At 70.1% G+C, this 12,662-nt stretch carries 6 protein-coding genes; 4 read left to right on the top strand and 2 right to left on the bottom strand.

What is annotated here, in order from left to right; translation table 11 throughout:
- The first annotated feature begins 24 nt into the window (after positions 1–24).
- From K1J57_RS32620 to K1J57_RS32605, 4 genes are all read left to right on the top strand, one after another.
- On the top strand, positions 25–237 hold the full coding sequence (locus tag K1J57_RS32620) for a hypothetical protein (protein ID WP_220566053.1): 213 nt from the start codon (positions 25–27) through the stop codon (positions 235–237).
- A gap of 79 nt (positions 238–316) precedes the next feature.
- Entirely contained in the window at positions 317–1,918 is a 1,602-nt protein-coding gene (locus tag K1J57_RS32615; protein WP_220566052.1) for a hypothetical protein, read from the top strand.
- Positions 1,915–4,008, top strand: coding sequence for a type IV secretory system conjugative DNA transfer family protein (locus K1J57_RS32610; RefSeq protein ID WP_220566051.1), 2,094 nt, complete (start codon positions 1,915–1,917; stop codon positions 4,006–4,008). Before K1J57_RS32615 ends, K1J57_RS32610 begins: the two co-directional genes overlap by 4 nt.
- Positions 4,005–4,892, top strand: coding sequence for a hypothetical protein (locus tag K1J57_RS32605; RefSeq protein ID WP_220566050.1), 888 nt, complete (start codon positions 4,005–4,007; stop codon positions 4,890–4,892). The genes K1J57_RS32610 and K1J57_RS32605 overlap by 4 nt, the downstream gene beginning before the upstream one ends.
- Positions 4,893–4,934: 42 nt before the next feature.
- Here K1J57_RS32605 and K1J57_RS32600 read toward each other — a convergent pair whose 3' ends face one another.
- Together K1J57_RS32600 and mobF are read right to left on the bottom strand one after the other, a co-directional pair.
- A complete protein-coding gene (locus tag K1J57_RS32600) occupies positions 4,935–5,450 on the bottom strand; it encodes a hypothetical protein (RefSeq protein ID WP_220566049.1) in 516 nt (171 codons plus the stop codon).
- A gap of 41 nt (positions 5,451–5,491) precedes the next feature.
- Positions 5,492–12,469: a MobF family relaxase gene (mobF, locus tag K1J57_RS32595; RefSeq protein WP_220566048.1), complete on the bottom strand. Its 6,978-nt coding sequence runs from the start codon at positions 12,467–12,469 to the stop codon at positions 5,492–5,494.
- Between the last annotated feature and the right edge of the window lie 193 nt (positions 12,470–12,662).

Below are 12,662 nucleotides of genomic sequence, written 5' to 3'. Positions count from 1 at the left end.
CATCGTCAATCAGCGAGGACGCCCATGACACCAGACCACCAGGACAACTCAGAACAAGGAGACACCTCGATGCCGGCGCCAGCGCCTCCACAAGCAGAAACCGACTTCGTACCGTTCTCCACGCGTGTCCGACAGCAGACCCGGCGGGACGTCAAGGCGTTCGCCGGTTCGCACGGTTTGAGGGTGCAGGACGTGGTGGAGACCGCGCTCCGGGAGTACCTCGACCGCAACGCCTGACCGAACTGCCACACCCCGACCGGCGCCACTCTCGGCAAAGAACCAGCGCACGGCCGGGGCCGAACCACAGAGGATTCGCATGACCATGCTACGACGAGAGGATTCGGCTGCTGCTGCGCAAGCGCAGGACGCCGAACCCCTGACCGAGAGCCGCAGACACAGGTTCGTCTCCTGGAACCCTTTCGCGCAACGCGCGAACACCCCCAGGAAGCCACGCGACTGGGGCTATGGCGCCGCCATCACCGCCGCGTTCACCGGAATCGCCATGGTGTCGGCGATGACGATGTACGTCTCCTACGAGGCGCAGCACAGGTACACCGAGTCCATCAAGGGCGACTCGGAAGACCAGAGCATCGCCAATCACCTGGCCGCCGCTTCCTGGGACGTCGCAGCCGCGGTGTTCGCTCTTCTCGCGCTGGCCACGGCGATGCGCGGGGACAGCCCGCTGCGGGCCCGGATCGGCAACATCCTGTGCGCCGCCGCCTCGGTCTTGATGAACGGCGCCCGGTTCGCCCCGCCGGCCGATGCGTCCGCGCTGGACTGGGTGGGGCACCTGATCGTGTGGGTGGGTCCGGCCCTGCTGTATGCGGGCACCACGGACACGATCGTGCTGGAGATCCAGCAGCGGGCGATGCAGCGGCGTGGCCTGCACGTGGAACACCCGTCGATCTGGTCGGTCCTGGGCATCATCGTCCGCGGTTGCTTCGGGGTCGTCCTGTGGGTGGGCCGAGTGGTCTTCTCGCCGTTCCGGACGTTGACGCTGTTCCGCAGCTGGTACTTGGCGGAGGTCGCCTACGCTCCTGGGCGGACCCTGGAGGGCGACAAGGCGCGCGAGGCACTGGCGGCCGCGGCCGAGGCCCAAGGCGTCACCGAGGAGATCAAGCGGCGGTCGGCTGCGGCTGTGGCTGCCGCTCAGGCGGATTACACAGCGCGCGCGAACGCCGCTGAGGAGGCGGCGCGCGAGCAGGTCGAGACCATCCGTGCTCAGGAGAGGGCACGTGCGGATGAGGCAATCCGGTCCGAGCGCCAGCGGGCCACGACGGCGATCGACGCCGAGCGGGGCCGCGCCAATGCGGCGATCGCTGACGCGGACGCCCGGGTGCAGGAGATGCAGGAGGCGCACCTCCAGGAGGTCCAGCGCCTCCAGGGCGACTACGCCGCGGTGACGCAGGAAATGCAGGACCGGCACGCTGGTGAGGTGGCCGAGCTGCGGGAGCAGCTGGAGCGGGTGGGCGCCGATGCCGGCGCCGCCACGACGGAGCTGCGTGCCGCGCACCGCGCGGAGTTGCAGCGGGTGCGTGAGCAGGCGGCCGCCGAGCTGGAGCGGAGGGACACCCACCACCAGCAGCAGATGGCGGCCATGCAGCGGGAGCTGGACGACATGGCGCGGCGCGCGGCGTCTCTGGGGGAAGCCAACCGTGCGCTGGGTGTGGAGCTGGAGTACATGCGTGAGGCGGCGCCGAGCAAGATGCGTCTGCGGTGGCTCTATGACGACCTCGGGCGGCGCGGGGACCCCCGGTACCGGCAGCGCGCTGCGGTGCGCGAGGTCGCGCACGAACTCCTCGACGCTGCGGGGATGAGTTCGATCGGCACCGCGGTCAGCTACCTGACCGTCTACCTGGATGAACTGGAGGATCAGCACGGTCCTGGCGCCGATCACGCACCGGTGGGGCTGTCATGATGTGGGCTCACAATGAGATCGAAGAGGCCGAAGGGGAGTGGGGGATTGTGTCGGACCGGAACGAGATGACCGCTGTGGTCGATGCTTCCCCTGCCCCTGGGTGGGACGGTTGGGATGCGGACCCTGCCGGGGGTGATGTGTTCGTGCCGGCCGGTGCGTTTGAGATGGCGCTCGCCGACGACCTGGCTCCGGTGGGCCCGGAGCTGCCCGCGTTCATGGACATGGCCCCGGGGCTGCTGGCCTTCGGGCTGATCTCGGCCGGTGCCTTCGCGTGGTGGCGTCACACGGTCACGCGCCAGCGCCGACACACGTGGTTGGAAATGCAGACCCGCACGTGGTGGGGCCTGTGGCCCGGCCCCGGATTCGCCGGATGGAGGACGCTGAACCGCGAGTACGGTCGGCGTCGGCCGCGCCGGATCTCCAAGCACACCCGTCCGTCGCTGACCTGGCGTGACCGGTGGTTCGGTGACCCTCGTGCGTACTCGTTGGCGCACGGCAAGGCGCACCGGGCATGGTTCGGGCTGGTGCGCCACACGGTGCGCACGTCCTATCAGGACAACTCCCTGATCCTCTCGCCGGGCCAGGAGGGCAAATCCGCCGCCGGGGTGTTCCTGGCGTGGGATGCGCCGGGGCCGCTGCTGTGCACCACGATCCGCGGTGACCTGCTGGAGGCCAGCGGAGGATACCGCGCCACCCTGGGTGAGTTGCACGTGTGGAACCCGGCCGGGGTCGGCACGGTCGGCTCGACCTTCCGGTGGAACATGGTGGCGGGGTGTGAGGACTACGCGACCGCTGTGCGCCGGGCCTACGCCATCGTCTACGCCAGCAACTCCCAAGGGTTGAACGACGCGCACTTTTGGAAGAACTCCGGCGCGGCGGCGCTGTCGGCGTACCTGCACGCGGCCGCCCTGGTGATGGCCGCGCCGGGGGAGACGCCGGCAACGGAGTCCGGCGCGGAGGTGGAGTACGTGCACCCCCCGGTCACGATGCAGACCGTGGCGGACTGGCTGACCTCCCTGGACCTGGAGCCGTACGAGATCCTGCGTCTGCACCCGGGAGCCGACCGCAACGCCGCGCGGGCCCTGCTGGACCTGTACAGCGCGCCCACGAACACGCGGGGCTCGATCGTCAAGACCCTCAACGAGTCGCTTCGGTTCATGGCCGATGAGGCGATCGTGGAGGCGCTCACCCCGCACCCGACCATGCCCGAGTTCAAGATTGAGAAGTTCTTGCGCAGCAAGGACAGCCTGTACCTCATGGCGCCTCCGGCCGACACGCAGTCGCCGGTGGCACCGCTGCTGTCGGCGTTCACCACCGAGCTGTACCACGCCGCGATGCTCACGCACAGCAAGGAAAAGCTGGACCCGCATCTCACGATGCTGCTGGACGAGGTCGCCAACATCTGCCCCGTCCCGCTGCCGGCCTGGTTGTCCTACTCCGCCGGATCCGGTATCCAGGTCCACACCCTGGGGCAGTCCTGGGCGCAGTACCAAGAGCGGTGGGGCGACAAGGGGGCGGCACAGATCTGGAACAACAGCAAGTTCAAGATGCTGTGGCCGACCAACGATGACGAGATCACCCTCCACCAGCTGATCCATCTGGGCGGGACGGTGAGCATCAACTCCGAAGTCATCACCGACGCGGACGGGAAGAAGAAGAGGAAGCGTGTACGCCCCTACGATGTCGACGCGCTGACCAACCCCGGAACGCAGGTGCCGGAGGGGTACGTGGTGTGTCGGCTGCGGGGTAGGCGGCCGGTTCTGGTGAGGGCGCGTGTGTACTGGAAGGACAAGCGCTCGAAGTTGCCGCTGCCCCCGCTGCCGCCGGTCCAGGACCGGTACACGCCCAGCGCGATGCCCGAGCTGCGCCAGCAGGTCCACCAGGACGCGCTGCCCGCTACCGAGCAACTGCGCTCGGGCGCGGCTTCGGGGTCTTCCGGCAGCGACCGGTCGGGGCGTGATCCCGGTGAGGCACCGGCGTTGCGGCGCCCGTCCGCTGTCTCGGTGGACGCCGCGTCAACCGTCAGCCCGGGGTCGCTGGCACGCCGGTGGAATCCTGCGGCCCCCATGGAAGCGGATGAGGAGCTGTGAGCGGATACCTCGGCGGACTGCCTGAGGAAGGGGGCCCGGGTGACCGGGCCCCCGCCCCGGGCGTGCCCTCGCCCTCGGTGGCGGCGCAGCTTGGCATCGACTACGCCGAGCTGCGGGCACGGGTCAATGAACTCGGCGACCAGCAGCAGAGGGTCCTGGATCGCCAGGACGAACACGACAAGGACGTCCAGGATCTGCGGGCCCGGATAGGGGCGTTCGGCGACTCCCTGAACAAGATCACCGAGAGCCTGGAGCGCGCTCCGAGCGGCGGCCAGGACTCGGACCCTCAACCGCCCTCGGGCTGGGTCCACGTACCGGACGCGGAGCGGGCGGCGTGGCTGGTGGAACTCCAGTCGTGGGTTCGGGACGTGCTGTTCGTCCAGTGGCCGCACACACAGCGCCGCCTGCGGTGGTGCTGGCCGCTGCACATGGACATCATCTCGGACCTGTGGACGCTGTACCGCGGCTACACCACGGGGTTCGAGGCTGAGGATCGCCGGTTCGCCGACGCCGAAACCTGGCGCCGGTCCATGGACTACCTGCTGAAACAGGCCGAAGGGTTCACACGGGACTGCCCGAAGTACGGGGAGAAACCGCACCCCCTGCCAGATCCGGTCGGGCGTGATGACACGGCGGTGGGATCTCTGGTGCCGGTCATGTCGGAACTGGTCAAGGCGTACGACTGCCTCGTGGAAGCGCTCGAGCATCTGAAAGCAGCTGAAGCACCGGACACGAGCGAGGAACTACGCCTCGAGCACCGTGAGTCTGCGCAGCAACTCCGACGCAGGAGCGCGGAGATCACCCACGCCGCAGGCGTGACGGAAGAACAGTGGGAGCTGTTCGTCACGCTCAAGGAAGGCAACCAGCCGCAAGGCCAGGAGTAAAACGGTCGTGAGCTGGGCCCGTACCCGTCAGGGTGCGGGCCCTCACGACGTCCAGGGGTGGGCGTTGCCGCTGCACACCAGCCACAGCAGCGTGCATTCCACACCCGAGATGTAGCCGCGGGGGTGGCCGGACCTGGCGCGGCCCTCCAGGACCTCGGCTGCGTCGGCGGCTTCCCTCTGCATCTCGCCTGTGGAGGGGAGGCGGGCCCGGGGGTGGGCGCCGGTGACGGGGGCCTCCCGCCGCTCCCCGCGGGCCCATGCCACGGCGTCCAGGATGCCGGCCGCGTAGCTGCGTGCCGGGGACGCCGGCGCGGTGTCCAGGGCCTCGGCGCTGACCCGGGCCACCAGAGCGTCGACGTCCTGGGCGTAGCGCACCACGCCGAGCTGGTAGTAGGCGCGGTGCTCGTCCGGGGTCAGGGCGAGATCACCGTCGGCGTTGAGCCGCCGGCGCAGGTCCTCGGTCTCCTGGGGGGTGAGCGGGCGCGGCGGGGGAGCCGTGCCGTAGCGCGCCCGGAGTTCGGCCGGGGTGAGCAGGTGCAGCGGTTTGCCCTCGGTCATACCCCCTACGGTAACCCTCCCCGCTATCCCCTCGGCGGCCTCTACAGCTCCGGGCCCTCCAGCTGCTGTTCCATGACGCGCTCGGCCGCAGCGCGCTCGGCCTCGCGCTGCTCCAGCTCCTGGCGGGCCTGCTCCTCCCGGGCGGCACGCTCGGCGTCGACCTCGCGGGCCTCGCGCTGGCGCTGCTCCCGGTCGGCCTCCTCCTGGGCGAGCCGCTCCGCGTCGAGACCGGCGTTGCGGTGGTCGGCCAGGTCGGCGGCGTGACGGGCCTGGTCGATGACCCGGTCCATCTCAGCGGTGTGGTCGATGACCTCGTCCCACAGGGTGGGCTGGTCCGCGCTGGGCGCGTCCTGGGCCACCGGGTCCGGGTCGCGCTCCGCGGCGCCCGTGTCCCGCTGGAAGTCCTCCGGCCGCCGCCAGGGGTCGGGCACATCTTCGTTGGCGATCTCGACCACGGTCACGCGCACCTCGGCGTCCTGGACGGGCGGGGCCGGCTCGGTGATGCGCTCCACGACCTCCATCGTGATCTCAGCGTCCACGACGGGCAGGTCCTGGACCTGCTCGGCCGCAGGCTCGGGCTCGGCCTCGACGGGCTCGACATCGACCACCTCGGGCTCCGGCTCGGAAGCGGCCAGGGCCGCCCAGTCCACACCCGAGGCGGTGAACTCGTGCTGGTCGAACTCCGGCGTCGGTGCGGCCTCCCACGCCACGCTCACCTGGTCGGCCTCGACCAGGTCGTGTTCGGTGACCTCGGGCTCCGCAGCCTCGATCTCCAGCACCGTCGGCGCAGCCTCGACCGCCTCAGCCTCCACGGGTTCGGCCTCGACGGGCTCGGCGTCGACCACCTCAGGGGCGGGCTCGGACACCTCGATGTCGTCCAGGCTCATCTGTCCGGGGTGGACCTGGGCGCGCTCCTCGGCCTCGGCCTGCTCCGCACGGCGGGCCTGGGCCTCCTCGTACTCGCGGCCACCGGCACCGTCCAGCGCCAGCGGGCGCAGCGCCCCCACGTCCACCCGCGCCTGCCGCTGCTCCTGAGCGTCCTGCTCCGCACGGCGGCGCAGCTCCTGGTCCGCGCGCTCGGCCAACACGCGCTTGTCCTCGGTGGCGTCGTACCAGCGCTGCCGCGCGGCGTCGATCCGCTCCAGGTCCTGGCGGTGGGCGTGCATCTCCTGGGCCAGCTCCGCGCGGGCCTGGGCCTGGGCCTCCAGCGCAACCCGGCGCTCGTCGTCCTGCTCCTGGCGGGCCTCGGCACGCAGGTGCGATACCTGCTGGTCCAGCTCACGGGCCTGGAGCGAGGCGGCACGCAACTCCTCGGCGACGTAGGCCGGCGCCCACCGGGTCTCACGCTCGTAGGCGGCCCGGAGCACGTACAGCTCGCCCAGCGACGCACCGGACAGGTCCCGCACGCCCTCCGGGGCTCCCAGAGCATCGTGAGCGGCCAACCAGGCGGCCCGCTGCTCGGGGTTGGCGCGGGAGGGCGCCGGGCCGATGGCGTCGCTCTCGGCCTGGTGCATCCACTGCTCGCGGTAGGCCAGGACCCGGCCGGCGCGCTGCATCCACTGGTCCCGCTCGCGGGTACGGGTGTCGGCGGGCACGGGGCCGATGTGCTCGACCAGCCACCGCGGCGGCTGGTGGGCGGCGCGCTCGGCGAGTTCGCGGGTGCGCTCGTCCATGCGCTGGGCGATGTCGTGCCGGGCCACGTCGATGGCCGGCACCCCCAGGTCCGTGGTGCGCTCGGACCAGGTGGCGTTGATCTGCTGCTCGCTGGGGTCCAGGGACGCCACGTCAATGCCGTGTTTGTCGGCGTCGCCGTCGATACGCCAGTACAGGACCTGTGAGATCTCCTCGGCGGTGCCCAGCTCACGCGAGCTGATCGCCTGGTCAAGGATCGTGTCGGCCGGGTACCCGGCCATCTCCAGACGGGTGAGCATACGCCCCAGCGTGCTGAGCGCCTCCTCCTTGAGCGCCCTCTCCAGGTGGTGCGGGGCCAGCACGCCGCGCTCGGCCGCGCGCTCCAAGTACCCGCGGGCGGTGTACTCGCGCGTCATGTCCAGCCACATCGCCCCCAGGTGCCCCAGGTGACGGGGACGCTCGGCCTCGCCGAGCATCGCCTCGGTGGCCATCGGGTCGACGGCCTCACGCTGCATCGCCGCCGCGAACACGCCCAGCCGCTGTTCGTCGGCCTCGCGCGCCCGCTGGGCGTGCTCGCCCGCCAGGCGCTCCCCGCGCTGACGCGCCCCGGCCTGGCGCAGCTCGGCGGTGTACTCCTGGGCCTGCTCCGGGCCGGTCCGCAGATCCGCGCCCTGGTCCTCGACCACGCCGTACCCGTAGTTGCCCTCCTGGCCACGGGTCATCATCACGTACAGCATCTCGTCGGTGACCGTGCCGTCCACGATGCTGTAACAGGTGTGGACGTCCCGGCCCTGCGCGGCGTGCGTCGTCCCCGCATAGGCCAGCTCGACCTGGTCGGCCACATACGCCGCGGGCAGGGTGACGGGGATATCGGAAGTAGCGTCCTCCTCGCGCAGGGTCGCGCGGATCCCGCCGTCCTCCAGGACCTCGACCACACGCAGCACATCCCTGTTGGACAGGGGACGTTGGTCCTCGCCGACCTTGATGTGGGTGTCGTTGGCGCGGGCCACGATCAGGTCGCCGACACTGGCGGTGTTGGCATCCCGCAGCCGCGTGCCGCCAGCCTCCACGAGACCGGCCTCGACCAGTGCCGCACGGGCACGCCCCGACAGCGCCGACGCGCTCTCGTTGGTGGACGCCAACAGCAGGGTGTCCTTGCCGTCCAGGTAGTCGGCGAGGTAGCTGCGCAGGGCCTGGGCCTCCATGTCGGCCCGGCTGCCGGCCGCGAGACGGCCGTGCTTGTCGTAAGCGGTCAGCGCCTCGGCCATCCCGTCGCGCAGCTTCAAGGACGCCTCGGCCTCCCACGCCTCGGCGAACCGGTGGACCTTCGTCAGCTCGTAGGCGCCGCCGAGTTCGACCAGGTGCCGCATCGCCCCGGCCGCACCGGGCGCGGACAGCTGGGCGTGGTCGCCCGCCCACACGACCTTGGCGCGGGCCTGGGCGGCGATGTCCTGGATCTCCTTCAAGTGGGTGGTGGTGACCATGGACGCCTCATCCACCACGATCAGCGAGCCCGGCACGACCCGGGTCTTACCGGACTCCACCAGGTACAGCCACTTGGCGATGTTGTGCGTGGCATCGAACGCCTTGGCGCCGTTGACCTTCTTGGCACCCAGGATGTTCGCCGCGTTCTGGGCCGTGGCCAGCCCCACCACGGGGGCGCTGGTCTTCTCCTTCCACAGGTCGGCCAGGTAGCCCAACGTGGTCGACTTGCCCGAACCGGCCGGGCCGACCAGGACGTCCACACCGCGCCCGCTCGTGGCGACCCCGGCGATGGCGTCGGCCTGATCGACGTGAAGCCGCGGGTACAACTCCATGAGTTCGGCCCGCACCTGCGCCGATTCCCGCAAAGCGCGCGCCGTTTCCTCTGAAACACGCGGCGTCTGAGACGAAACAGGCGCGCGCTCCGCCTCGCCCTCGCCCGTCTCGGCCGAAGCAGCCGCGGCGGCTTCGGCGGCGGCCTGCTCCGCGGCTCGGGCCCGGTCCGTTTCGCGCCAAGCGGCCTGTGTCTCAGCTGAAATCGGCGAGGGGATGATCGTCTTCTGCCCCCAGCGGCTGCCGTTCGGCGCGTCCTCACCCACGGGCAGGGGCTCGCCCGCCAGGGCGTCCACGAACACCGCCTGCACGGTCTCCAGGTCGGCGCCGGTCTGTGCGGCCAGCTGCGCCATGACGCGCTGGGCGCGCTCGGCAGCATCGGGCGCGTCCAGGTCGATGAGGTCGACGGCCTGGCGGATGGCCTCCACCTGGGCCTCAACGGTGAGGTCGCCCTCTCGGTAGGGATCGGCCTCCGGGCGCGGGTGATCCGCAGGGCGGGCCGCCTCAGGGGCCGGCGCGGGCACGTCCACCCCGAGCACCGTGCGGGCCAGGGAGCGCGCCACGTGGGCGCTCAGGTCGGGGCCTGGCTGGGCGCTCTCGCTCAGGTACTGCTGGTGGCGGGCCTCGGACTCGACCGGGTCGAATCCCCACGACTCGGCGGCCTGGCGGCTGATCTCCTCCCCCGTCATCTGGGGGCGCTCCTGGGAGGGCGCGGGCCACCGGTGGGCGTCCACCCCTGCGGCCACGACGACGTCGACCAGGTGGCGTTCCTGGTCCTGGAGGACCTCCCGCAGCCGCTCGGGATCGTCTGCCAGGTCGCCGGGGTCCATCCCCTCGGGCAGCGTCACGGCACGCACGGGGCCCTCGTGGTGGCGCAGCAGCTCGTAGGCGGCCACGCTGGCCTTACGACCGGCCTTGTCGTCATCGAACGCCACCAGCACACCGGCTTCGGGGCTCGCCGCAGCGGTGAGTGCGGCGTACTGGTCCGTGGTGAAGGCCGTACCACCGGGGGCGACCGCGACGTACCGCGGATCACTGGCGCCGGCCACCGCCAGGACGTCGAACAGCCCTTCCACGATGACCGGCTGAGCCCCTGCGGCCAGGGCCTGGCGCTGCACGCCGAGCCCCATCAGGACCTTGCCCTTGGAGTAGATCGCCGTCTCAGGCGAGTTGAGCCACTTGGCCGGGTGGGGGTCGTCGGGCAGCTTGCGGCCCATGAACGCGACCGGGTCGCCCTGGGCGTTGTGCACCGGCAGGACGACGCGCCCGCGGAACCGGTCGATGATCCCGCCGCCCTCGGTGCGCAGGACCAGACCGGACGCCATCAGCTCCTCGTTGGAGTAGCCGAGCGCCGACAGGTGGTTGAACAGGGCGTACCGGCTGGTGCCGCCGTACCCGACCTGCCACGGGGAGTCCAGCGCGATGGCATGGCCGAACCCGCGGCCGTCCATGTACTCGCGGGCCTCCTGGCCGCCATCGCTGTGCAACTGCTCCTGGAACCAGGCGGCCGCGTCGCGGTGCGCCTGGATGAGCCGCTCCTCCTCCGGGGTGTACACCACCTCCTGACCAGCGATTTCCTCGGCCGCAGCCTCCGGGGCGCCCTCGGCGCCCTCGGCGCCCTCCAGGGCGCGGGCGTCATCCGCCACCCCACGGACACGAGAGGAACCCGACTCCCCTTCGTCGTTTTCATGAGAATCGGCGCTGTTCTCCTCAGAATCGGCGAGCGTTTCGCTTGAAACACCGGTCGCTTCACCCGAGACACCGGCCGCATCGCTCGAAACACCCTGCGTTTCGCCGGCCTCCGACTCCCCCCCGGACACAGGGGGAGCGACTTCGTCCGCGCCCGCCTGGCGCTCAGCCTCAACCGTCACGGCGCCCTCGGCCGTAGGCTCCACGCCCGGCACCGCTTCGGCCGAAACACCAGCGGCTTCAACCGGAACAGCCTCGGCCTCGGCCGCGGGCTCGACGTGGATCCGCGGAGCGTCCAGGCGCAGGGCCTCACTGATCAGCTGCTGCTCATCGTCCAGCAACTTGGCGGTGGTGTAGCGCTCGGCGTTGGGGGCCAGGTAGACGCTGCGCCCGTCGGCGTCGCGCAGCTCGGCCGGGATCAAGACGACGTCGGGGGCGTTGAGCAACCGCACGTCGGCGGGGCCGGCGGGGCTCAGCGCCACATCGGTCATGCGGTCGACCAGGGCGTGCACCTGCTCATCCGAGAGCGCCCCGAGATTCGGGGGAAGCTCGTCGTTGATGCGGCGGAACACGTCGTGGCGCGTGAAAACGGACTTGGCCTCCTGGACCCGTTCCACCGCCGTGGTGATGATCCGGTCCATCTCCAGCTGCGTCGGCTCGTAGGCCAGGGCCGTGTTGCGCTCGGGGTCGATACGGCCCAGCACCCGGCCCGGGATGGCCCCGAGCTTGCCCAGCTCCAGCCGGTCAGCAACGGCTTCCCACTTGGCCAACAGAGCCGTCCGGCTCAGATTGGGTTCCTTCGTTTTCCGGGTTGCCAAGGTCGCCTCTTGGCCCATCTTGTACATCACGCGGGCGTTCGGCATACGGCCGTGGGCGTCCACGTAATTCTGGATCAGCCGCTCCATCTCCGCAGTGACCGCGGTGTCGCGGGAGGAGAAGCTCAGAATCTCCTTGGTCGAAACGCCTTTCAGTTCAAAGCCGTTGCCGTCCGCTCGCTGAACCGCTTCGGCCCCCAAGTCCCTGGCTAGGTCCTGGAAAAGCTTGCGCTCACCCGCTGCCGCCGCACCGGCACGGGAACGGAAAAGCGCCCGCGAGTCGATTCCACGCCACTTTCCGTCCTCGCAGAGCTGCCTCCCGAGAATCGCGTTGTGCACGTGAATTTGCGGCTCACCGGCTCGATTCGTGTGCTGAAGGAACTGGGCGACCACCCACCCGCCGGCGGGCGTCCACTTGCCCGTGCTGCGCCCCTCAACCTTGCCGCCGTGGTAGCCGGTGCGGGCGGCCCCTGCGTGCTCCCGCAGGTACTCCAGGCTCGCACCGGCGCCCGCCATGACCGCCCGGATGACTGCATCGGCCCGCTCGTTGCACTGCGCGGCGCGCTCGACATTGCCCGCCTCCTGTGCGGCCTTGGCCGCCGCCAAGAGGCCAGCGTGCAGCAGCGAAACAGATTTGGGAACCGAGAAGGTCGCGTCGTAGAAGTACACCGTTTTTTGACGGTCGGCCCTTTTCTCGGCCTCGTTCCTCAGCTCTCGCTGACGCTCCGGAGTGGCCTCAGGTTCGCGCTTGAGCAACTGTGCATACCAGGCATCCACGTCCTTGTAGCGCGAAGGACGGCGACCAAGCATTTCCTTTTCTGAATCCGGGACATCGGATTTCAGAAAATTCTCATCCCGAGGATCAACGAATGAAGAATAAAGCTTCTCCATCACCTTGGGGTCGATCTCATCGCCAGGGGTGAAGCCGAGCGCCTGGGCCCCGGGCCCCCACCACACGCCTTGCGGTTCACCGTGCTGGGTAACAGCGACCGTGTAGTAATTCGCGGCGCGGGGAGTCGTCTGGCGGGTCAGATATCCGGGGTCGTATCCGGTCGCGAGAGTCAGCACTCGGTGACCTCCTCCCCGGCGGCGACGGCGCTGGGCGCGCAGCAGCAGACGTGGTCAGTCTACCATGATCACTAATAGTGCCTAGGTTTGATCGGTTGCTGTTGCTTGTGGCTTGTCTTGCCTGGTGACTGCCTACTGCCTAGCTCTGTGAGCTAGGTAGCTTCGCTACCTAGCTTGCTGGTTGGCTCTGACT

It is taken from the genome of Nocardiopsis sp. MT53 (assembly GCF_019598965.1).
Classification (GTDB): Bacteria; Actinomycetota; Actinomycetes; order Streptosporangiales; family Streptosporangiaceae; genus Nocardiopsis; species Nocardiopsis changdeensis.
The sequence above is the reverse complement of the archived record's forward strand: the minus strand, read 5'-3'. Positions and strand labels throughout refer to the sequence as shown.